The 22,125-nt window shown below is 50.2% G+C and carries 18 protein-coding genes; 13 read left to right on the top strand and 5 right to left on the bottom strand.

Going from position 1 to position 22,125, the window contains the following annotated elements; translation table 11 throughout:
* The first annotated feature begins 23 nt into the window (after nucleotides 1-23).
* Complete coding sequence (locus AC6I7T_RS11815) at nucleotides 24-1,043, top strand: glycoside hydrolase family 130 protein (RefSeq protein ID WP_497793634.1); 1,020 nt, start codon at nucleotides 24-26, stop codon at nucleotides 1,041-1,043.
* A 499-nt stretch (nucleotides 1,044-1,542) separates the two neighbouring features.
* On the opposite strand, the gene AC6I7T_RS11810 is transcribed toward AC6I7T_RS11815, so the two are convergent.
* Together AC6I7T_RS11810 and AC6I7T_RS11805 are read right to left on the bottom strand one after the other, a co-directional pair.
* Entirely contained in the window at nucleotides 1,543-1,782 is a 240-nt protein-coding gene (locus AC6I7T_RS11810) for a hypothetical protein (RefSeq protein ID WP_497793633.1), read from the bottom strand.
* Nucleotides 1,783-2,096: 314 nt separating this feature from the next.
* Nucleotides 2,097-2,756 (bottom strand): response regulator, encoded by a 660-nt coding sequence (locus tag AC6I7T_RS11805; protein WP_497793631.1) that lies wholly within the window; start codon nucleotides 2,754-2,756, stop codon nucleotides 2,097-2,099.
* A 562-nt stretch (nucleotides 2,757-3,318) separates the two neighbouring features.
* Between AC6I7T_RS11805 and AC6I7T_RS11800 the strand changes: the two genes are divergently transcribed.
* The 4 genes from AC6I7T_RS11800 (at nucleotide 3,319) to AC6I7T_RS11785 (ending at nucleotide 7,786) form a co-directional block, all read left to right on the top strand.
* The gene (locus AC6I7T_RS11800) at nucleotides 3,319-4,788 is read left to right on the top strand and encodes a B12-binding domain-containing radical SAM protein (RefSeq protein ID WP_497793629.1); all 1,470 of its coding nucleotides are present in this window, start codon (nucleotides 3,319-3,321) and stop codon (nucleotides 4,786-4,788) included.
* Nucleotides 4,789-4,958: 170 nt separating this feature from the next.
* Nucleotides 4,959-5,636, top strand: coding sequence for a hypothetical protein (locus tag AC6I7T_RS11795; RefSeq protein ID WP_497793628.1), 678 nt, complete (start codon nucleotides 4,959-4,961; stop codon nucleotides 5,634-5,636).
* Between the two features lie 198 nt (nucleotides 5,637-5,834).
* A complete protein-coding gene (locus AC6I7T_RS11790; protein ID WP_497793626.1) occupies nucleotides 5,835-6,275 on the top strand; it encodes a hypothetical protein in 441 nt (146 codons plus the stop codon).
* Nucleotides 6,272-7,786 (top strand): DUF7125 family protein, encoded by a 1,515-nt coding sequence (locus AC6I7T_RS11785; protein ID WP_497793624.1) that lies wholly within the window; start codon nucleotides 6,272-6,274, stop codon nucleotides 7,784-7,786. The genes AC6I7T_RS11790 and AC6I7T_RS11785 overlap by 4 nt, the downstream gene beginning before the upstream one ends.
* Before the next feature lie 220 nt (nucleotides 7,787-8,006).
* On the opposite strand, the gene AC6I7T_RS11780 is transcribed toward AC6I7T_RS11785, so the two are convergent.
* On the bottom strand, nucleotides 8,007-8,162 hold the full coding sequence (locus tag AC6I7T_RS11780) for a DUF3309 family protein (protein WP_497793623.1): 156 nt from the start codon (nucleotides 8,160-8,162) through the stop codon (nucleotides 8,007-8,009).
* Nucleotides 8,163-8,463: 301 nt separating this feature from the next.
* Nucleotides 8,464-8,976 (bottom strand): Dps family protein, encoded by a 513-nt coding sequence (locus AC6I7T_RS11775; RefSeq protein WP_497793621.1) that lies wholly within the window; start codon nucleotides 8,974-8,976, stop codon nucleotides 8,464-8,466.
* 1,372 nt (nucleotides 8,977-10,348) lie between these two features.
* On the opposite strand from AC6I7T_RS11775, the gene AC6I7T_RS11770 reads away from it, so the two are divergent.
* The 8 genes from AC6I7T_RS11770 to AC6I7T_RS11735 all read left to right on the top strand — a co-directional run bounded on the left by AC6I7T_RS11770 (nucleotide 10,349) and on the right by AC6I7T_RS11735 (nucleotide 20,072).
* Nucleotides 10,349-11,053, top strand: a complete 705-nt coding sequence (locus tag AC6I7T_RS11770) for a hypothetical protein (RefSeq protein WP_497793619.1) — start codon at nucleotides 10,349-10,351, stop codon at nucleotides 11,051-11,053.
* Complete coding sequence (locus AC6I7T_RS11765; protein ID WP_497793617.1) at nucleotides 11,050-11,892, top strand: MlaE family ABC transporter permease; 843 nt, start codon at nucleotides 11,050-11,052, stop codon at nucleotides 11,890-11,892. Before AC6I7T_RS11770 ends, AC6I7T_RS11765 begins: the two co-directional genes overlap by 4 nt.
* 54 nt (nucleotides 11,893-11,946) lie before the next feature.
* On the top strand, nucleotides 11,947-12,714 hold the full coding sequence (locus AC6I7T_RS11760; protein ID WP_497793615.1) for an ABC transporter ATP-binding protein: 768 nt from the start codon (nucleotides 11,947-11,949) through the stop codon (nucleotides 12,712-12,714).
* A 9-nt stretch (nucleotides 12,715-12,723) separates the two neighbouring features.
* Nucleotides 12,724-13,914, top strand: a complete 1,191-nt coding sequence (locus tag AC6I7T_RS11755; protein WP_497793614.1) for an MlaD family protein — start codon at nucleotides 12,724-12,726, stop codon at nucleotides 13,912-13,914.
* A gap of 643 nt (nucleotides 13,915-14,557) precedes the next feature.
* A complete protein-coding gene (locus tag AC6I7T_RS11750) occupies nucleotides 14,558-15,949 on the top strand; it encodes a two-component system sensor histidine kinase NtrB (RefSeq protein WP_497793612.1) in 1,392 nt (463 codons plus the stop codon).
* 270 nt (nucleotides 15,950-16,219) lie between these two features.
* Entirely contained in the window at nucleotides 16,220-16,885 is a 666-nt protein-coding gene (locus AC6I7T_RS11745; RefSeq protein WP_497793610.1) for a response regulator, read from the top strand.
* 24 nt (nucleotides 16,886-16,909) lie between these two features.
* Nucleotides 16,910-17,389, top strand: a complete 480-nt coding sequence (locus AC6I7T_RS11740) for a hypothetical protein (protein ID WP_497793609.1) — start codon at nucleotides 16,910-16,912, stop codon at nucleotides 17,387-17,389.
* Nucleotides 17,390-17,648: 259 nt separating this feature from the next.
* Nucleotides 17,649-20,072, top strand: coding sequence for a phosphoketolase family protein (locus tag AC6I7T_RS11735; protein ID WP_497793607.1), 2,424 nt, complete (start codon nucleotides 17,649-17,651; stop codon nucleotides 20,070-20,072).
* Nucleotides 20,073-21,030: 958 nt separating this feature from the next.
* Here the strand turns inward: AC6I7T_RS11735 and AC6I7T_RS11730 are convergent.
* Nucleotides 21,031-21,768, bottom strand: coding sequence for a response regulator (locus AC6I7T_RS11730; RefSeq protein WP_497793605.1), 738 nt, complete (start codon nucleotides 21,766-21,768; stop codon nucleotides 21,031-21,033).
* Nucleotides 21,769-22,125 lie beyond the last annotated feature (357 nt).

Genomic DNA, 22,125 nt, shown 5'->3' with positions numbered 1-22,125 from the left:
GAGACTCTGAGGGATGCTTAACTATGAATCCAACTATCTCTTCCGCTGTGCCTGTCGGCAATCAAAAACAAGAGTCGCTGGTGCACACTGATGCTCCCTTGTTCACTCGTTATCCCGGCAATCCGATTCTGAGCAGGGAAGTGTGGCCATATCCGATTAACAGTGTCTTCAACGCTGGTGTAACACGCTTGGCGGACGGAGATACCTTGTTGCTATGTCGAGTAGAAGATCGCACCGGTCTATCGCACCTGTGTGCTGCTCGTTCTCCAAATGGAATCGATGGATGGCGTATTGATTCTCGCCCGACACTGATGGCAAATCCCGACGATTATCCCGAAGAAATTTGGGGTATTGAGGATCCAAGAATTACATATGTTCCAGAAATAGAGCAATATGCGATTGTTTACACTTCTTTTTCCAAGGGTGGCCCGGGAGTTTCGCTGGCTCTGACCAAAGATTTCAAGGGCTTTGAGCGATACGGTGTGATCATGACGCCGGAAGACAAAGATGCGGCTTTGCTGCCTCGAAAATTGGACGGTCGCTGGGCTCTGATTCATCGGCCCATGACAGCACTCGGTGCACATATTTGGATCTCATACTCACCAGATCTGCGCCATTGGGGTAGTCATAAGGTCATGCTTGCGGCGCGACGCGGGGGATGGTGGGATGCGAACAAGATTGGGCTCTGCTCTCCGCCCATAGAAACTGTAAAGGGATGGCTGGTGATCTATCATGGCGTTCGGCAGACGGCCGCTGGCGGCATCTATCGCCTGGGTCTGGCGCTCTTCGATCTCAACCAGCCCGATGTCTGCCTGAAACGAGGAGATTCCTGGATATTTGGTCCGGAAGCTTCCTATGAACGACAAGGGGATGTCAGTGACGTCGTGTTTCCCTGCGGACAAACCATCGATGCGGATGGAGACACGATTCGCCTCTATTACGGCGCGGCTGACGAGTGTATGGCCATGGCTACCAGCAGCATCCACGCTCTTCTTTCCTGGTTGGACGAGAACTCCAGCGCCGGTTGTGGCCGCAAGTTATAACAATACTCTGACGTCTGATAGTGAGGAGACTGAATGGATATCGTAAGTGCGAACTGGCCTCATGGCCTTCCCCGATTACTGTGGACAAGGCTGAACTGTCCGCTGTGTGGTTCTACCGAATTCATTGAGGCCGAGTCGCATCCTCTCGATCGCATTCTAGGCATATTCGCACTATTTCCTGTTCGTTGCGCCAATTGCTGGAGGAGGTACTATCGGTTTGCGAAGAGAGGAGCAGACAAAACAGGATGACCCGCCTTGCCCCAAATACCTTGAACATAAAGGTCAATAGAAATAGATCACATCTGAGCATTGTTGCGTTGAAACAGCGAATGGTAGCGAAGCTTAAGAGCATCAAGCTTGAGCTTCTTCAATCGGCTCTGGCGGAACGTTCTGGTTCGCCGCAGCCAACGCGCAAAGAAGCGTTGAGAGTCACTCACTCCGGTCTTCAACAGGTGGATACCCATACCCCGAATCCTGCATCCCTATCCACACGCCCGCTTCAACGCCACTCATCCTTCATAAGAGCCGTATGCGTAGACGCGTCCCTACCGGGACCTTTATCAAGCAGGCAGGAGAGATTGCCGGATGTTCCGGGAGAGAATCCACTCCGATACATCCATTTTGAGAACTTAGTTAGTTGGCGGCGGAGGTCATGTTCATATCGTCCGGTATCGACCAGGGAGCGACCAGTCGCTGGAGCAATTGGTTCGATATTCGTAATTACGGTTTGCGAAGGCATTTTATGCAACCTTTCTCCGAGAGGCTTCTACTTTATAGATCCCCCTTCTGCGGAACTCGGAGGAGATGTAACGCTTGCCGAGGGTACGGGCCACGATTGCCTGATGCCACTCATCGAACAAGCCTGTGGAAGTCAAGATAGTGCGGATGCATTGGGCATCCTTCATGTATCGTTATCCGAAGACGTGCCCCCATCAAACCGGCGTGATCCATGCTTTCTGCTTTCCTGATGCAAGTTTGCCGGCAGATGTAAATCTTCAGTAACGGATTGGTCGAAGTTATGGAGCTATAAAATGCTTCTATATCTCCTGAGCTTTAGGGCTGCGTCATCTGTAACTGTCTGCTTCTAAATTCCGTGACCATGTCGTGTTTTGGCGCAGAAACGGAATGAGAGAAGTCAATGATGTATCTGATTGGATTTGCGCAGAAGCGGCAGCAGGTCTCCTGGATTTCCGCGTCTTTATACAGTATGCACGGGGAGAACGATCGGAGGCATTCCGAACAAGTCAGCACGATGAGAGGTAAACCATTGGAATCCTCTCCGTTTGCCGGTATCCAAATAGGAATTGATTTCCGCCGATGGCTTATCGCTAATGCATTGGAGCTGCGGATCAATTCAGCGACTGTATGTAAGAGTTCTTCTGGGCGATTCTCTCCCTTGGCATAGAACGCGTCTGCGGGAATTCCGTCGGGAATACGACTGCCGCAATCGTAGGCGCCGCTAGCTGCAACGATTGGGATATCGGGAAAGCGGCGGCGTACAACAGAGAGAAATTCGAAGCCAGACATCTGAGGCATGGCAAGATCCGAGATGATGACGTCAGGCGCGAACTTCCTGAGGTGCAGAAGAGCATCAAGGCCATTTTCTGCAGTGCTGATTTCATACCCTGCGGCGGTCAACAGCATTGCCATACTTTCGCGAACTCCCCGATCATCGTCGACAACAAGGAGTCGGTGCCTAGATCTGTCGTTCATGAACCATCACCCGTCTTGAGTTAATTGGACATAGAACTACGTTCAGCCGATAGAACCTTCTTCGTGGAAAGGATGCCACTTTCGAAAACGCGACACTGAGCAATATTGCTCACCTCATCGAAGAATTATTTTCGTAAAAGTTGGCATCTAACTGGATGTTGTTGGAGATTCGTACTGAGATCTGTTTGACTTCGTATGGTTCAGGTGTTCTACTAGGGCGCCCTCATATCGTTGCGGCTGGATTAGCCACCGACTTCAATAAAGTTTGTTGAGTTCTTCTTTTAAGACTCAGTCATGAATTGATCGGACGCGTGTATGATTGGGAACCAGCAGGTCACGGAACGCCTCGATTACCTGTCAGAGCGCAGTATTGTATTTTCAGCTACTTTCCCTGATACCGATCATCAGTTTCTGAAGTTAAGGACAGCGCTCGAAAGAGGTTTCTACGAGTATTTACCTAATAAATCCGAGCGATAATTGTTTTGGAACGGCGGTTATTACTCCGCGATGGCTATTTGTCTTAGCGGCAGCAACACCGGAATTTGCGGGAGATCCCATCCTTGTGGATGAATCTCTTGAACAGCTTGATCCAGAAAACATCCAGGCGGGCGATATTGTCGGCATCAGTGTGCATACCGGTAATGCGCTACGCGGGTACCACGTGGGGCGGATGGCTCGCGCGCGGGGTGCGTGGGTAGTATACGGCGGTATTCACGCTACGCTTTATCCAGAAGAGGCGCTAGAGCGTGGAGAAGCGCACTCGGTGGTGCGAGGCGATGGCGACATCGCCTGGGGCAAAGCAGTCGCGGGCTGCCTGTCCGGCAAGCCGGAGAGAATTTACGAGGGCGGACGTATTGAAGGCACTGAGTTCCTTGCTGCTCGGTGGGACTTGATACGGCCCGAGAAGTATATGTGGGCCTCGGTGCAGACTATCCGTGGATGCCCGAAGCACTGTTCGTTCTGCAGTGTGTGGCGCACCGATGGACAGAAGCCCCGCCAACGGCAGCATCAGAAGGTTGTCGATGAAATCGTAACCCTGCGGCGTTTGGGCTTCCGGTTCATTGCGCTGGCCGACGATAACTTCTATCCAGTCACACTGACGGATCTGCGCCAGGCGCGGGAGCAGAACAATCTTGTGAAGCTCGAAGAACTGGCAGCCATTCGCCAGGAGCGTTTCATGCTGATGGCAGAACTGGCGAAACTGCCCAAAGACATGGTGTTCTTTACACAGATCACTATGGAGGCGGGCGAAGATGGCGAATATCTGGATGCCATGCGGAAGGCTAACATCAAGGGAGCCCTTGTGGGCGTGGAAGCCGTAACTCCGGAGGGCCTGAAGGCGATCTTCAAAGATTGGAACTACTCGGGCGAGGGGCTGGCGAAACAGCTGCAGAAATTCAGACAACATGGAGTACATGTACTCGGTTCTTTCATCTTCGGATTACCGACAGACAAGCCGGAGACATTCGACGCGACGGCAGAACTGGCGCAAAAGGCGGGAATCACCTTTGCACAATTCGTGATGATGACGCCATTTCCGGGCACGGTGGATTTCGGACGCTGGGAAAAAGAGCAGAGCAAGAATCCGACGATGGTGGAAGGTGTGCCCATTACTCGCTATTGGCTGATTCCTGCTGAGGTTCGCCCCAAAATGTTTACACCACACCCCACGATGAGCGCGGACGAGATTCGTGAGCGGACGCAGAAGGTGTGGGACCGGTTCTATGATTGGAGTTCAATCTGGCAACGTTCCTCGTGTACACCCAATCTGCACGCTCGCTTAGCATTCATCTTTTTGTCCAAGCTCTATCGACAAATGTACGCGGGTACGGGGATATCGACTGACAGCGCGCGGCGGAAGAAGTCCAAGAAATGGGCGCGATGGACGGCACGCCAATGCAAGAAGCTCTTTCGGGCAAATCCAATGCCCTCGTTACAGATGCCGAATTGGCAGATAGAGCCTGCTCGGAGATCCGCGGCGATTGATGATCCGAAGTCCACTGCACGGTTTAACATTCTGTCCGGCGAGTAATAAGTTTCAGGTCGGCTCTGAAGTGGAGTTCCCGGCTTGAATTGGGACTTTGCCTTCCCGTTACCCGCGTCAGCTGTTCCTGCGTTTATTTGGTGGGGGTTTGCAGTACAGGCATCGTCGTCTCATGCTAACCTTAACGCGTACGGCGTAGCACGTAAGGAACGGAAGGGATGCTTCCTCCACTAATGATGTGCGATTGGGCTCGCAGCTTGCTTGCTCAGGAAGCTGTCGTTGACAAGGCTGCCGCGCAAACGGAGTCTGTGACTGTTCGTGTTTTTAGCAGGCTACGCCAACACCTGTGTGTTCCTATAGGGGTTGATGGTTTTCAGTTGCTCGCTTCTCGTGCCTTAACGCTTGCCAAAGCGGAATCTCCACAACTCAGCGCAGTGCAGGTCACGGCGGATGGATGGTTAAGCGGTTTCGTAGGGGGAGAGTCACAATCGGGTACGGATCAGGATGGCGAGGTTGGTGTCATTCTGATTGCACAATTACTTTGGCTATTGCTCACCTTCCTTGGCGAAGCGACAACGCTGCGGTTAATAGAGAATATGCGTCTTCAGGTTGCAGCCGGGACGGAGTCGGATACAACAGATACCGTAGTAGCTAGATCACGAAGGGACGAGGCGTTCGAAAGTCTTTTGCGACAAGTTGACCGGCTAAAAAGCGTGAGCGAACAGCTCGGAACTCTGGCGGACAGACTTCCCGGTATGGAAGATGGACTTGTAAGTGTCGCGGAGAACCTTCGTAATATTGCGACGGTATTAGATGTTTTCGCACTTATGCGAAGCAAGTCCGAGGGTCCGAAAGAGGACGTTTCGCAGCAGTCACCGAAACGCTATGTGATGTGAGTTGCGGCAATGTACAACTGTGGGTTTTATCCTGCCGCTTTGGTTGAAATTCCGGCTTACCTGCGTCCCCCCCCAAAAAAAGAGGAGCAAAAGCATGGGCAAAGCCCAAAGATGGATCTGCGGCTAGAGCCACGATAGGATACCATTGAAATCTGCGCCTCATTGTCAATGTTGAAGTGCAACTGCAGGGAAACAGTAATGATGATTTCCTCTACGATGCGAGATATGGCCCGGCATCTTCTAGCCTGTGAAGCCATCACGGGCGAGACCTCCGAGCCAACGGGGGCTGCAACCCTTCGCGTCTATGAAAAGCTGCGCCAACGCCTCTGTGCACTGGCTGGAGTTGCCGCTTTTCAGTCGCTGGCTTCTCGTGCTTTGGTGCTAGCCAAGCGGGAGGTCTCCGGTCTTAGTGCAGTGCAGGTTGCAGCTGATGGATCTTTACATGGACTGGGCGAGCTTGACTCTCAAAATGGAGTTGACAAGAATCAGGCAGACGAGGACGGCGTCATCTTTATTGCTCGGCTACTCGGACTGCTTCATATCTTTCTTGGCGAAGCTTTAACGTTAAGCCTGGTGCGGGACGTGTGGCCAGATGCAACTCTCGACGATGGTAATTCGGGAGAGGGGAGAAAAGCGTGAGCGCACAAGATAAAGTGACGATCCACAAACTACCGACTGGAGTTCCGGGCCTCGACGAAATCGTGGGCGGCGGCCTTCCCGAGTTCTCGTTTAATATCATCGCGGGTGCGCCAGGAAGCGGCAAGACCACGCTGGCACACCAATTCGTGTTTGCCAATGCGAGCCCTGAGCATCCCGCTCTTTATTTCACTGTGCTGGGCGAATCTGCCATAAAAATGCTGCGCTACCAGCAACAATACACATTCTTCGATCCGGCCAAGCTACCCGACTCAATCCGTTTTATCAACCTGAGCCAGGTTGTTTTAGAGAAGGATTTGGGCGCTGTGTTGGAGGAGATTACCAAAGAAGTAGAAAAGGCTAATCCAGCCGTCGTGGTGGTGGATTCCTTCCGAACCATGGTTCGGAAGCCGCAAAGCGACATGGACTTGCAATCCTTCATTCAGCGGTTGGCCCTGTTTTTGGCCAGTTGGCAAGCTACAACTTTCTTAATCGGTGAATATGCCGAGGACGAGTTACGCGATAATCCCATATTTACAGTTGCCGATGGTTTGTTCTGGCTGCGTCAAACGGCAGAGCGAAACTCCATTGTGCGAAAGCTGCAAATAATAAAACTCCGCGGGCAAGCTTCCGTTCCGGGCCTGCATACCTTCCGCATTACCGATGCCGGACTGCAAGCCTTTTCGCGCACTTTCGGATTGAACCGACAAAAGAAAAATTCGCTCAGCCGGAAACGCCTTTCTCTCGGTATTCCGGAATTGGACGCAATGCTGGGTGGAGGTATTCCCGAAGGCGATAGTGTCCTGGTGGCAGGGTCTTCGGGGACGGGGAAATCGGTTCTGGCCACTCAGTTCATTGCTGAAGGCATACGTCAGGGAGAACCGGGGATTGTGGCGGTCTTTGAAGAGCGTCCGCAAGCGTATGCGGAACGGGCCGGTAGTTTCGGTTTGGATCTGGACACTCCACAGCAAGACGGGAGACTCGCAATCCTCTATCTTCGTCCGCTGGATCTTTCGGTGGATGAAACCATGCACTCGATTCTCAATGCAGTGCAGAGGATTGGCGCCAGACGCCTGGTGATCGATTCCCTTGCGGGCTTTGAGATGGCGCTATCGCCTGGCTTCCGCGCCGACTTTCGCGAATCACTTTACAGGATGATATTTGCGTTGACGGGGATTGGCGTGACGATTCTAAGTACTGTTGAAGTCGACGAGTCTTTTGTCGAATTCCCGTTTAGTACCTATTCCATCTCATTCCTTACCGATGACATCATTCGGCTTCGATACGTATCCATCAAAGGCAAACTTCGTAAGATTCTGGTCGTTATCAAGATGCGCGGTGGAAATCACTCTAAAGATATCCGTGAATATGAAATCACATCCAAGGGTGTGGTCCTTCTCGGGGAACAGTTTACAAATTATCATGGGCTTATTAGTGGACTTCCTGTGCGCTCCAGTGTGTTCGAACCTCAGGAAGAACCTTCTCCTGAGGCGGAAATTAAGGAGCAAAAATAAGGACCGATCTGCTGGAGAAATTCAGTCCGCTCCTGGCCTTGACCTGAGGACTGCTATGTCGAATATGGAGCCTTCACCTTCGACAGTTCGCCCTCCTGCCGATGCGGCTTTGGCGGGAGCCGATAATTTGCAGCAGCGAGTAGACGGTTGTTCTATATCGGCAAAGCTATCTACTCGAGTGGATTATTCGAGACCTCACAGGAGCGGTACCCGATCCCTGTTAGATGCGAATTCCGCCGAACATATAAACCAGCAGGACAATAATTAGGACTGTTCCGACGATACCAATTCCCCCGCCTGTTCCCCATCTCGAATATCCGTAGTAGCCGCCGCCACCACCAAATAGTAGAACCAGGATAATAATTAGCAGTAACATGTGAATCTCCTTTTCATAGTTCTTACTGTTCTTGGCTTGGTATAAATTCGACCTGAACTGGTATGGAATTTCTACCTTACCGATGTTTGCCCTCTCCTCGGACGTGAAGGTGCAGAAGTTCAATTCTGCGGAGGATGAGAGGTGTCCTGGGAGTCTCGCTGACACTGACTAAAGAAAACGAAATGCCCGCGCAGGGGGAGGGTGTCGCCTAAACTCACCTCAGCCTTCGGTCCCCGGACTCGGTTCTCCGCCGCTGATGGCGCACAGGAGATAGCAGCGGCGGCGCTGGGTTGAAGATTCCTTACCGCGTTGCCTCGAACAGGAACCAAGCGCGTCGTTCCGCTTCGTCAATCCATACCTCGATCAGGCTGGTTGTCGCGTAGTCATTGGCTTTGCTGGTGATTACGTGCGCTGCCCTCAGGCTCTCCACGTAAGTCTTGTTGTCTACGTGGAGTTCTCTCAACATCTCGTTTGGCCCCACAAACTCCTCGTCATTATCTGTAATTCTCTGTAGCCGGGCAATCTCTCCGATGGAGTGGATAGTGGTGCCACCGATCTTGCGTACTCTCTCAGCGATGATGTCGGTAATGTTGAGAATCTGAGTGGCGTGTTCATCGAGGAGCAGATGGTATTCACGGAAATGTCGTCCGCTCATGTGCCAGTGGAAGTTCTTGGTCTTGAGGTAAAGGGCAAAGGCGTCGGCTACGAGCGCGTTCAGTACGCTGGATAAGTTCTTCACATCTTCGGGGGAGAAACCGTCTGGAACAAGAAGCTTGGCGGCTCGCGATTCTTTGTCATGGGTAGGTGTGGTCATAGAGAAACTCCTTTGCAGGGGAGAGACATCGGGACGTCCGGAATTGAACGTCATCGCCAGTTCGCCCGGCCCTGCAAACGGAAGAAAAGGCGGAAGGAACGGATTAATACAAAGCACCCGACCGTGGCTAGAAATAGATCCGATAGAGCGGAGCGCGCGGACTTGCGTGTGAGAATACGGTGCACGGTGGTGTGCCTCTTCGTCCTGACCCTACTTCAACTACGTCGAGATCGATGTACACTTTTGCACACTGTGAATAGGTTGAGGCGCAACGGATTCTGCAAATTGGTTTTAAAGCGGCGGCGGGCTAGAAGGGGTGCTTTCTCCAGGGGAATTTAGCCGTGTGATCTGACATCGCTGCCGCCGCTAGGGGTGAGCACCTTGAGATATATTCCAATTACGACGTTATAAATGCTGTGCAATTTTGCTCAGTGAGTCACGTTTTCACGCTTGCCGATTTCCTGATGTGTATTCATCGTCTGGATGAATTTGCTGGGGGAATAAAACTCTTGAGCATGAACAAAGCTCGCCAGAATAAATGGAATAAACAAAACGCTCAGGTTTTGGAATATGGAGGTGTGATTTCCTCCTATGTATGCTTCCCTACCTCAATATTCCGGCGCTTGTCGCCTTCGTATCCTCTGCGAAAGGAGCGCAGATGGGGAGAGCTCAGTCGTCCGTCGTTCTTTCTCTTATCGTGGAGGTTAAGTGTTGAACGGAATGCAAGATCAGCGCAGGTTCTCGCTGTTCCGCATCCGTTCAACATACCTCGGGCGAGATCTTTATCCATCTCCACCCAAGTGCTTTGCTCTCATGAACTCGCCTTGCAAAAGCCAAGAGAGCGAAACCTGTGTCAAGAGTCAGGTAATCCAGTTAGTCCAATGGCCGGTAGGAGACTGGCATGGTTCTTTCCTTTGCGAGTAGGACCGCCCGAGACTTCGCACATACAAATTCCTAGCCGGATTGACTGCCAGGGTAGAACCATGCTCACCACCGAATGTTCCTGCGACTTCTCCGCCATGGAGAATACCCAATCAATTGTGAGTATCATGCTTCCCGCGTTAACCTGCTGAGCAATATTGACCACGGTAGCTTTATCTCATCCGAAACCCATCTTTTAACGCTGATCTTTACTAAAGTATCTTGAACAGTCACTTTTGGCCCACCAAAGAAGAAGAGCAGCATGAACGGTTTGTTGCTGCAAGATGACCAACTCTGGGTCCTTAATTTCTGATCTTGAGCAAAAAGGAACAGCCTTCGAAATCAACATCCTGCAGAATCTCTAAAGTATGTGGCTTCGCATCAGGAGGTCACCAGCCTTTGAGCGCACAAGAGGGATTCATTGGTTGGCTAAGGAGAAACCGATATGAAAATGCGACGAATTGTACCTCGGTTCCTGGTCGTTGTAGTCCTCGTGGCCTCGCCTGTGTGGATAAAGGCACAGTTATTGGCCGATCCGGGAAGTGGAACGGTAGGTGTTGCAAATATACCGTCGGAGTCGAATCCAGAGTATACGCGTCCTCTGCCTGCGGCGAAATTTCAAAATTATCTCTTCGATACCTTTGGCCCCTATCCCATCATCGGTTCTGCGTTTGTGGCTGGAGTTAATCAGGCGAGTAATGCTCCGCCAGAGTGGAAGCAAGGTGCTGAGGGGTACGGAAAGCGATTGGGCTCAGACTTTGGCATTGCGGCGGTAAGTACAACGACACGTTATGGACTAGCCGAACTTTTTAAGGAAGATACCTTGTATTACCGCTGTAAGTGTAAAGGCATATTCCCTCGCTTGGGGCATGCCATGATTTCAACCTTGACGGCACGCCGAGGCGAAGACGGTCACCGAGTCTTCTCTCTTCCAGCACTAGTTGCCCCATATGCTGGCACAACAACAGCCATCAATGGCTGGTTTCCTGATCGCTACAATGCTAAGGATGCGTCCCGGATGGGTAACTACAATCTGCTTGGATTTGTAGGTGGGAACATTGCTCTAGAATTTCTTCCCAATAAGTCTCACTCCTTGTTTTCTCGCATGCATCTGAGAAACAGCCACGGAGCACAAGATGCGGGTGTAGACCAATGAGCGGCAGCGACACCAGGCCGGCTGTGAACTTGGGTGTGCTTCCTGAGCCGTATCTGAGCTTGAATGTACTGCGGTGGATGCAGGGCGCACTTAAAGAGTTTTTTGAGTGGTTTGGCGATCTCAGCATCTTCCTTTGGCGAGTTGTAAGAGCTGCGGTAACGCCTCCTTTTGAATTCCGTGAACTATTTCAACAACTTGACGAGATTGGGGCAAAGTCGCTGCCACTGGTCGCTTTGGCTGGTGCCGCGACGGGTGTAGTGCTCTCAATGGAAGCACGTTACAGCCTAACACGTTTTGGCGCAAAATCGATGCTTCCTGCCGCTATAGTGTATTCCGTCATTCACGAGACCGGCCCGATCATTACCGGCTTAGTAGTAAGTGGGCGAGTGGGCGCAGGTATTGGTGCAGAGCTTGCATCTATGAAGGTGACCGAGCAGATAGATGCCATTGAAGTGTCTGCGGTGAATCCCTATAGGCTACTGGTGGCAACTCGCATCCTCGCATGCATCTTAATGATGCCTCTCTTAACTCTTGCTGCTGATGTATGTGGATTGGTGATGGGTTGGGTCGCTCAGGCTGTCGCTGAACCGCTCTCGTTGCACCAGTTTATTAATAGTGGTTTTAAGGGGGCAACGTTTAATGACTTTCTTCCACCCACGTTTAAGACTGCAGCGTTTGGCTTGATTATCGGGCTGATCGCTTGTTTCCAGGGAATGCGGACAAAGGGAGGAGCAGAAGGCGTGGGCCGTGCTGCCACAAGTTCTGTAGTCTTGTCTTCTCTATTTGTGATCCTGGCAGATGTCGTGCTTGTGAAGTTCATCATCATATTTTTCCCGTAAAGAAAGAGTGTCCAGATTACTCGTAAAACAAGGATGAACACAGTGAATCAGATTATGACGAAGAGAAAAGATCCCGAAGAAGGCGATGGTTCGCCAGTTATCGCCCTCGATAACTTACATAAGTCTTTTGGAAAGCAAAAGGTTCTAGATGGAATTAGCTTTACCGTGAGCCGAGGAGAGACTCTGGCGGTCTTAGGTCGCAGTGGCACCGGCAAAAGCGTATTGTTGAAGCTCATCATCGGATTGGAGAAGCCCGACTCTGGATCGGTTCGCGTCCACGGTCAGGATATCGCAGGTTTATCTCTTGATCGTCTCAGCGAAATCAGAAAGAAAATGGGCTTTCTGTTTCAGCATTCAGCGCTTTACGATTCGCTGACCGTTGAACAGAACGTTGCTTTTCCTCTTCAGCACCATAGAAAGGAAATGTCAAAATCGGAACAGGATGATTGGGTAAGAACATTATTGAAAGAGATGGGAATGGAAGGCGACTTGAAAAAGATGCCGTCCGATATATCAGGTGGAATGCAGAAACGAGTGGGTCTGGCACGTGCGCTGGCTCTAGAGCCGGATATCCTGCTACTCGACGAACCCACTGCTGGTCTCGATCCCATCAGCTCCGCGGAGATTAATGATTTGATCCTCAAACTCCAGGAGGAACATCAGATGGCATCCATTGTGGTCACCCATGATCTGCACAGTGCTAAGACGATCGCGAATCGGCTGACTCTCCTCGATAAAGGCAAGGTGGTGATTGAAGGCGACTTTGAGAAGCTTCAAAAGAGTGAAATCGGCTTTGTCATGGAATTTCTAGAACATTCGTAGGAGGAACGTATGTCGAGATCGATGCGGTTAGGCCTTTTCGTTGTTGCAACACTGTTGATTCTGGTGGTTGGGATTTTCATCATAGGCAGTAAACAATATCTTTTTAGCTCCACCTATCAGTTGCAGACTCGTTTCGACAATGTAGCCGGTTTGAATGCGGGAGCGGATGTGCGGTTGGGTGGAGTTCATAGCGGAACTGTTCGCACAGTCTTGTTACCGCATCGGCCAGGAGAAAAGATCACTGTGGTCATGGATCTTGATAAATCCACGCACGAGATCGTCAAGCAAGATTCTGTAGCTTCTATTGAAACAGAGGGGTTGTTGGGCAACCAGTATCTGGCTATCTCATTTGGATCTGTTGGAAAAGCGGACGTGCGTGATGGCGACATTATCGCTGGACAGCCGCCATTCGAAATGTCGAGCCTTCTCAAAAAGTCTAGCGGCATTTTGGATAGCAGCCAGGAAGCAATCGAGAATACCTCTGTGGCGGCGGCAAATTTACAGTCGATAACCTCCAAGATCGATAGCGGGCAGGGTACCGCAGGTGCGCTGGTTAACGATAGGCAGCTTTACAGCAACCTAGAGCAGACTACGAGCGCCATGCGTAGTACGATGCTCCAAGCTCAAGCCGGAGTCACCAGCTTTCAAGAGAACATGGAAGCCTTGAAACATAACTTCTTCTTGCGAGGATACTTTAACAAGCGTGGTTATGCAGATTCCAATGAGCTAGCGGAGAATGCTGTCGAACGCCTCCCGCAAGGCACACCGGTAAAGACTTTTACCTATTCGGCGAAGCAGCTTTTCGATCAGCGCGATACAGCCAAACTCAAGAATCAGAAATTACTGAAGGACAGCGGCGAATTCCTGGCGGGCAATCAATTTGGAATTGCGGTGGTTGTAGCATCCGCTGGAGTAACGGGAGATACTCAGAAGGCTTTGGTGCTGACGGAAGCTCGGGCGATGGTTGTGCGTGGATATCTTGTCGAAAACTTCGGATTCGATGATAGCCAGCTTAAGACCCTTGGACGGGGTAAGCAGGAGGATATAAATTCAGACATCGGTTGGGGAGCAATCGAGATTTTAATCTATCCTGTAGGGACTAAAACACCACCCAGCAAGCAAGCGGAGGAGGGGGTTTCACCTAAAACAGCCTCAGATCAGTCGGTTCAGGTTCCCGCGTCCTCGATTTCAAAACCATAGTGGAGATTGTTACAGAAACTGGAAATTGGGAGACTGCTCAAGGATTCGAAAGAATCCTTTGATTCCAACGTATTTGCGGCAGAAGATACCTCTTCAAACCCTCTTACAGCATCGCTTGTGTGCGTCATATATCGCTCGTCTTCGTCCAATCAAGAGAAGATTGTGATTTCCTAGCTCATTCGATCGAGGAATACCGAGGTTGCACATCGCTCAAGTAGCAATAGTTACGGCGATAGGGATCTTCTGCTGAACGCACTATCTTCTACATCGGGCGCACGGCTCAAGGCACCTCAAGAGATGTTTATAGCGCTTGAGTGCTTCAGTTATGTATGTTGACATGATGTGCAATTTTATACAGCAGTGCATTACGGCTTAAATTACTCTGGCGGGAGATTGTGAGAGAGGAATCAGAGAGAATAGCTCACAATTTAATACCGTGCTTACAAATAACTGATTTCTTTGCTGGCAGCTGTTTCCGCTCCGGCAATCATTCTTGACATTCAACCTTTCCAGTCTGACGCGAAATGTATATTAGCTTCCTTCCGAATTTGAGGATGTCTTAGGAACTTGGGACTACGGAATGATGTCTGTTTCATTCACGGGATGGAGCGAAACGAAGAGTGTTCTAACAGGGAGAAATTCAGTGTCAGATGATGGAACCAATGGGGCATTGAAACATCCGGAATCGTCTGAGGCAATGGCTGCGCTTGTGGACCGGCACGATAAGAAAAAACGGTCCGACGGACCCCGGATCGTAAAAGAGAAACAGCCAGCATCTTTACCTAGAGCCGCCAAATCTCCAGAGACTAAAGCCCTGTTCTCCGCATTGCCGAAAGGAAATTCCGGATCACGGGTAGGCAAAGGCCATGCTGACAACACCACGAAGCATAAGCCCTCTGGAGCGGCGTTAAGAGATTCTGAGGCCAAGTATAGGCGTCTTTTTGAGACAGCTCAGGATGGGATTCTGATTCTCGATGCGAAGACAGGGATGATAACGGATGTTAATCCCTTCTTAGTGAAGCTACTAGACTATTCTCGAGCGGAGTTTCTTGGAAAAGCTCTCTGGGATATTGGCCTGTTCAGGGATATTGAGGCCTCCAAGATTGCCTTTCAGGAATTGCAGACGAATAAATATGTTCGTTATGACGATTTGCCGCTCAAAACCAAAAACGGACACTCAATTAATGTGGAGTTTGTAAGCAACGTCTACGGGGTAAAGAATAAGAAGGTCATCCAGTGTAATATTCGTGATATAACACAGCGTAAATATTCGGAGCGAGCAGAAGAACTCCTTGGACAAGCTCAGAAAATGGAGGTAGTGGGCCAACTGGCCGCGGGAATAGCTCATGACTTTAATAACCTTCTGAGTGTCATTCTCGGCTACTGCGAGATTTTGGAAGATCATTTGGAATTAACCGAACCAGTCCGCAAAATGGTCGAAGAAATTCACAATGCGGGCAAGTCTGCTAAGGACCTCACACGGCACCTTCTCTCGTTCAGTCGGCGGAAAGTATTGCAACAACCGGTATTCCTGGATTTGAATGCGACCGTGAGTCATGTTATTCCGATGTTGGGTCGACTGATCGGCAGTAGCATCGAACTGGTAAGTGGGTTAAGCCACGATCTGGGCACTGTCAAGGCTGATCCGAATCAGATCGAACAGGTGCTAATGAATTTAGTTGTCAATGCCCGAGATGCAATGATTCAGGGTGGGAAAATCACTATCGAAACCGAAAACGTAGAGATAGATGAAGCTTGCGCTCGGCAGTACCCTTCTATAAAGCCTGGTTCCTACGTGATGCTGGCGGTGAGCGATACAGGTATCGGAATGGACAAGGAAACCCAAACCCACATCTTTGAACCTTTCTTTAGTACAAAAGAGGCTGGCAAAGGTACTGGGCTGGGCCTAGCCACTGTTTGCGGCATAGTCAAGCAGAGCGATGGTTTTATAGGCGTCGATAGCGAAAGAGGTCATGGAACAACATTCAAGATCTATTTCCCTCGCTTCGAAGAAATGCCAGCCGTCATTCAATAGGAGAGAGAACTGGTGCTATGCGGAGGGGTAAAGACAATCCTTCGGGTTGAAGATACTGCGCCACTGAGACAATTGACACGACGACTTCTCAAAGACTGCCGATACAAAGTGCTCAACGTAGCTTTTGCGTGCCGTGCGCACCATTTTGCCGATGCTCCGCAATCCAATTGTCTTCGTCACAGTTGAAGATATGAGCAGAATTGCACAGATCCGGATTTCCAGCTACGAGACAATCTTCTTTTAGGGCCTCTTGAATTCGAGTAAAAGCATATGATGTCCACTGGAAAAGCAGAACTGCTTATCGTAGATGATGACGAAACAATCCGAACATCACTGTCGGACATCCTTTCGGAATTTGGTCATGACATCCGTCTGGCCGAAGATGGGTTCTCTGCTCTGGTTGAGATACAGACCAAGATTCCCGACATCATTCTCTCCGACCTCAATATGCCAGGGATGTCAGGTTTCGAATTGCTTTCCGTGGTCCGTTGCCGATTTCCCTCAATCCAAGTAATTGCGATGAGCGGAGAGTTTTCAGTCAATGGTCCACAGCCAGAGGTTGCTGCTGACGCATTCTATGAAAAAGGGGCAAATCTAGCTTCTTTGTTGCTGATTGTTGACAACATTATTCACCTGAAGTGTGAAGAGCTGCTCCTCCAAAATCCAAATAAGTTGGCGCCTGTTTGGGTCCCCAGGACTGGAAGAGATGCCTCCGGAGATGCGTACATTATGGTTACGTGCCCGGAATGTCTAGGGGTATTCCCCCATGTTTTCGGTGAAACCACCTGCTTTATTTCTGAAACGTGCTGCGTCTATTGCTGTTGCATGATTGATTATGCGATTACCCAACCGTCGGATACGGCGTCCCTGCAGCTTTGTCAGCAAAAGTTAGGCATGAGAACGCCCCTCTCGCATAACATATCCGATCTCAATTAGTAAAAGCAAAAAGGAAGAGTGAGTGTGATGCCAGATATAGCTAAATTTGCCGTGCTCCTGCGCGGGGACGTCGAACTACCCGATGGCCTCAAACTTAAGACGGAAAAGTTTGAAGAGGGTTGGAGCTTTGTGAAGTCAGGAGATGTACATTGGCTGGACCAGAAAATCCGAAAATGCGGATGGCACTTTATTTGGATTGGGGAAGGGTTGCTAAAACATGGCGTGGGGACAACATCAGAGAAAGCTGTTGTCAGTGCGCTCCATATCGCTCTCCGTCACATAAATAAGTCTTTCAATGCTGCAGAAGTGGAATTTGTTGAGTTAAAGAAGTTTCCCTGGTTTGTTCTGGCTGGCGTCAAGATCTATCCGTACCAGATTCAGCGGAGCTCAGTTCTCGCACCGTCCGACGAACCCTGCCTTCTGCCGATGTCGGTCCATCAAAAAACTATCCTTCCAAAGGAGAAGCAAGCTGTACCGGCAGTTAGGGCGGGTTCTCCAGTTTGATTGGATAAAAGATGGGATATTGACTTGCAAGAAAACCTGCGTCGATCAGTCTCCGTTTCCTTGAAGTAACGCCTGCCAGCATTCATTTTCAACGCAGAAACGTGGAGAAGTAAACGCTCGAATTCAATTTCTCTGTAGCTCTGTACGCCACGCAGGGGCAGGCGATTAAGAAGCTTCGGAAACATATATCAATATGAAAAAGTGGCAATTCGGAGATTAATAACCATTCCGTTTCACTTTCTTGTACGAGGTTGAGTTCATGAATAGCATTGTTTCTTATCCTCCACCGTTGAATTCTTTGACATTTGACGGTGAGTCTTTATCCGCCGATGAACTCCGAAAGATGGACGCTTACTGGCGCGCTTGCAATTATCTTTGTGTCGGCATGTTGTACCTGCGGAATAATCCATTGTTACGTGAGCCTCTGAAGGCAGAGCACATTAAAAATAGGCTGCTGGGACATTGGGGTTCCGATCCTGGACAGACATTCACGTGGGTGCATCTGAATCGGTTGATCAAGAAATATAACCTCGACCTGATCTATCTTGCCGGTCCAGGTCATGGGGCACCTGCAACACTGGCGAACAGTTATCTTGAAGGTGTCTACTCCGAGATCTACCCAGAGATAAGCGAAGATGCATGCGGCATGCAGAAATTTTTCCAACAATTTTCCTTTCCTGGTGGTATCGGAAGTCACTGTACTCCAGAGACACCAGGCTCAATTCATGAAGGTGGCGAGCTGGGGTACAGTCTCTCGCACGGATTTGGAGCGGCATTCGACAATCCGAATCTGATTGTGACCGTGGTCGTAGGAGACGGCGAGGCGGAAACTGGCCCCCTAGCGACGTCATGGCACTCGAATAAGTTCTTGAATCCTGTCTGTGATGGCGCGGTCCTGCCAGTGCTGCATCTGAACGGTTACAAAATCGCTAATCCTACTATCCTGGCGAGGATCTCACCGGAGGAGTTGGAGAACCTCTTTCTTGGCTATGGCTGGACACCCTATTTCGTGGAGGGTAGCGATCCGGCGAAGATGCACATGAAAATGGCGCATGTGCTGGAGCAGTGTGTGTTGGAGATTCGCGAGATCCAAAAGAAGGCGAGGAATGCAGCGGTAGGCGTGCCTCCGGAGCGGCCACGGTGGCCTATGATAATCCTGCGTACTCCGAAGGGGTGGACCGGACCTCAAGAGCTGGATGGTCACAAAATGGAAGGTTCCTGGCGTGCACATCAGGTGCCCATCTTGGATCCTGTCAGCAACCCGGAACATCTGAAGCAGGTAGAAACATGGATGAGAAGTTATCGGCCTGAGGAGTTATTCGATGAGGAAGGTACTCTGATCCCCGAACTAAAAGAGATGGCTCCCAGTGGGAGTAAGCGCATTAGCGGCAATTCGCACGCAAATGGCGGGACACTGAGAAAGCCTCTAGATCTCCCGGATTTTCGGGAGTATACCGTGAAGGTAAAACATCCCGGCCAGCTTGAAGTCTCATCAACCGATATTCTCGCGCATTTTCTACGTGACGTGATGCGGAAGAATATGAAGATTTTCCGGGTGTTTGGACCAGATGAGACTGCTTCAAACAAGCTACAAGTAATTTATGAAGCGAGTGGAAAGACCTGGATGGCAGAGATGAAGCCGGAGGATGCGGACGGCGGAAATCTATCCACTGAAGGGCGAGTCATGGAGATGCTGAGTGAGCATACTTTAGAGGGGTGGCTCGAAGGGTATGTCCTGACAGGGAGACACGGGTTCTTTTCCACTTACGAAGCGTTTGTCCACATCATTGACTCAATGTTCAATCAGCATGCGAAATGGCTTGAAAAGAGCAAGCTGGAATTACGATGGCGGGCTCCAGTTTCTTCGATTAATTTGTTGATCACGTCATTGGTATGGAGGCAGGATCATAATGGATTCACGCATCAGGATCCAGGATTTCTGGACGTAGTTACCAATAAGAGTCCAGAAGTGACGCGCATCTATCTTCCTCCGGATGCGAATTGCCTGTTGAGTGTTGCGGATCATTGCTTACGCAGTACGGACTATGTGAATGTAATCGTCGCGGACAAGGCACTACACCTGCAGTATTTAGATATGGATGCAGCCGTGAAACATTGCGCGAAAGGCATTGGGATATGGGATTGGGCCAGCAGTGACGCGGGGTTAGAGCCTGATGTCGTGATGGCTTGTGCTGGCGATATTCCCACTGCGGAGTCTTTAGCAGCCGTTGCCATTCTGAGGGAAAGATGTCCTGCTTTGAAGATTCGTTTTGTCAACGTGGTTGATCTGTTTCGGCTGATGCCGGAAAGCGAACATCCACATGGACTATCGGATCGAGAGTTCGACGGCCTATTTACTAGAACGAAGCCGGTGATCTTCAATTTTCATGCTTACGCTTCGCTGATTCATAAGTTGACGTACCGAAGAACAAACCATGCTAACTTCCACGTACGCGGATACAAAGAGAAGGGCAATATCAATACACCTCTGGAGTTGGCGATCTTAAATCAGGTGGATCGATTCAATCTTGCGATCGATGTGATCGACCGAGTGCCCACACTACAACCCGTCGCTGCTCATACGAAGGAATGGCTAAAGGAGCAAATCATTGAGTGCGTATATCATGCGCATGAAAATGGGATAGACCGTCAGCAGATTCGAGAATGGAAATGGCCAATATAGGGAATTCCGTGTAGCTCGATTCTCTCAAAGTAGAGGCAATCGTATGTTGTTGTCGCGGGGCTAGGCCGTTCCGAAATACTGTGTGATCGCAAAGGTAACGCAGTGTGGCTTTCCTTTAGGGGAAAGCCACACTACCTGAAGTTCGTACATTCTTCGCAGAGGTGCCAAATTAAGGACAGCAAATATATAGAAGCATTTTTGATCGTTGCAGCCATTGCTCAGGCTTTGTGTCAGGGCTGCACCGGAGCAGCCGAGCCGCAATAGATGAAACGGGAGCCCGGATTTCGATGATTGACCATGGCGCTTTGTTCGAAGGATGGCAAAGGTGAAGGTTGCGCCAATCACGTTTGCACCTCGAGGAGTTACGGATAGAGGGCGGAGTCTCGCGTTTTCTTAGTTTTGTTTTCTCTCCCGTTAGGGAGCATACGAGAATAGCCCAGGATGAAGCGAAGCGGAATCCTGGGTCGGTCGATAGGAAAAGAAGGCCCGTCCCGTAGGGCCGGGACGAAGATCCGTTCCCGCCTGAGTCGGGATCGTAGTCTATGCTATGGTTCTCGCACAAAGTCTCCCCTATAAGCCCATAGTCTGTTTTGAAATTCCGTCAGATGGCCTTAAAACTGTTTGCGTCGAAAAGACACAATGAAATAGCGAAGACAAATAGGTGTGCGTCACTCGGTACTCGTTTCATAGCTGCAAAGCTGGTCTTCGGCCCGGCCCTCCGGGACGGGTATCTTTCTTATGCGACGTTACCCAGGATTCCGCTCGCTTACGCTGCGCTCCGTCCTGGGCTATTTCCGATTTCTCCCTACTGGGAGAAAGTCTGGAGGCTCTGCATGGTTCTAGCTGGTAATTGTAAGAAGTCCTGAAGATAGCCAGAATCTCAAAGACGAATTAGCTCTTGTAGGGTGTTAGTCCTGCACCGGAGCAGACGACCGATTTTGATGTTTCTTATTAGTGCTTACCTAAATACGGAGGGAGGGCGTTTTTCAAATGTTTTGGGTCGTACCGGTGAAATGCATTCGTCTCTATTTGTCAGAGCTTGATCGTTCGCTTGTTTACGGCTTGCTTCTACTGTTATCTCGTGTTTTGGAGAGGAAACAGTAAGGGAGAAATCAATGATGTACCTCACCGAAGTTGTGCAGAATAGGCATGGCGTCTCCTTTATTTCCGCTGTGTCGCTATGCTGCACGCTCAAGGGAAAAGACCGCAGGCATTCCGTACACGTCAACACGATGAAGGGTACTCCATTGGAGTCTTTTCCATTTCTGGGTATCCAGACCGGTGCTGACTCCCTCCTATGATTTGCCGCTCGTTCCGCAGCGGTTTGAATCAATTCACCGACAATGCGGGAGAGTTCTCCCGGATGATTTGCTCCTTTGGCATAAAAAGCATCGGCGATGACGCCCTCGGGAACACCGTTGCCGGAATCATAAGCACCGCTCGTTGCCAAGACTGGGATCTCAGGAAAGCGGCGTCGTACGACAGAGAGGAACTCGAATCCGGACATCTGGGGCATCGAGAGATCGGAGACAATAACGTCGGGGAAGGGCGGATCTCTGAGTTGCAAGAGCGCATCAAAGCCGTGTTGTGCAGTCCTGACCTCATATCCGTCTGCAACCAGTAACATCGCTATGCTTTCACGCACACCTGGTTCATCATCTACCACGAGGATTCGGTGTCTAGCGGTCGTGTCCATGGGACGTTCCTTGTTCGGGCATATTCGCGATAAAACTCAGAGAGTAAAGAATGCCAGTTTCGAAAATCCGTGACTGAGCAAAATTGCTCAGTTTGCTGTAAATATGTTTCGGAGGATTTATGCCCTCCATAACTCTTGGCGGCGAGATATTTACGTCCCCCAATGGTCAATTATGATCAGCGCTTAAAATCCACAAGTACAATACTTGCTCTATAGAAACTTCGAGTTAGAGCAGTTCTCGCAACCGTTTAGATCGAAGCCACGGAGTGTTACACAAGCTTTCTGGGGACCCACAAATCCGGCATTAGCTTGCCGTGAGGAGCCGAGTTTCTCAGCGTGCCTGAGGTCGGTGTGCTG

The organism is Humiphilus diazotrophicus (assembly GCF_059726315.1).
This window is presented reverse-complemented; position numbering and strand designations above follow the sequence as displayed.

Bases quoted from the DNA above. Each gene is read 5' to 3' on its own strand.
- AC6I7T_RS11760 (WP_497793615.1), top strand. From the start codon at position 11,947: ATGACGAAGAGAAAAGATCCCGAAGAAGGCGATGGTTCGCCAGTTATC.
- AC6I7T_RS11810 (WP_497793633.1), bottom strand. From the start codon at position 1,782: ATGCCTTCGCAAACCGTAATTACGAATATCGAACCAATTGCTCCAGCG.
- AC6I7T_RS11755 (WP_497793614.1), top strand. From the start codon at position 12,724: ATGTCGAGATCGATGCGGTTAGGCCTTTTCGTTGTTGCAACACTGTTG.
- AC6I7T_RS11765 (WP_497793617.1), top strand. From the start codon at position 11,050: ATGAGCGGCAGCGACACCAGGCCGGCTGTGAACTTGGGTGTGCTTCCT.
- AC6I7T_RS11795 (WP_497793628.1), top strand. From the start codon at position 4,959: ATGCTTCCTCCACTAATGATGTGCGATTGGGCTCGCAGCTTGCTTGCT.
- AC6I7T_RS11745 (WP_497793610.1), top strand. From the start codon at position 16,220: ATGATGTCCACTGGAAAAGCAGAACTGCTTATCGTAGATGATGACGAA.
- AC6I7T_RS11730 (WP_497793605.1), bottom strand. From the start codon at position 21,768: ATGGACACGACCGCTAGACACCGAATCCTCGTGGTAGATGATGAACCA.
- AC6I7T_RS11780 (WP_497793623.1), bottom strand. From the start codon at position 8,162: ATGTTACTGCTAATTATTATCCTGGTTCTACTATTTGGTGGTGGCGGC.
- AC6I7T_RS11790 (WP_497793626.1), top strand. From the start codon at position 5,835: ATGATGATTTCCTCTACGATGCGAGATATGGCCCGGCATCTTCTAGCC.
- AC6I7T_RS11770 (WP_497793619.1), top strand. From the start codon at position 10,349: ATGCGACGAATTGTACCTCGGTTCCTGGTCGTTGTAGTCCTCGTGGCC.
- AC6I7T_RS11735 (WP_497793607.1), top strand. From the start codon at position 17,649: ATGAATAGCATTGTTTCTTATCCTCCACCGTTGAATTCTTTGACATTT.
- AC6I7T_RS11775 (WP_497793621.1), bottom strand. From the start codon at position 8,976: ATGACCACACCTACCCATGACAAAGAATCGCGAGCCGCCAAGCTTCTT.
- AC6I7T_RS11805 (WP_497793631.1), bottom strand. From the start codon at position 2,756: ATGAACGACAGATCTAGGCACCGACTCCTTGTTGTCGACGATGATCGG.
- AC6I7T_RS11815 (WP_497793634.1), top strand. From the start codon at position 24: ATGAATCCAACTATCTCTTCCGCTGTGCCTGTCGGCAATCAAAAACAA.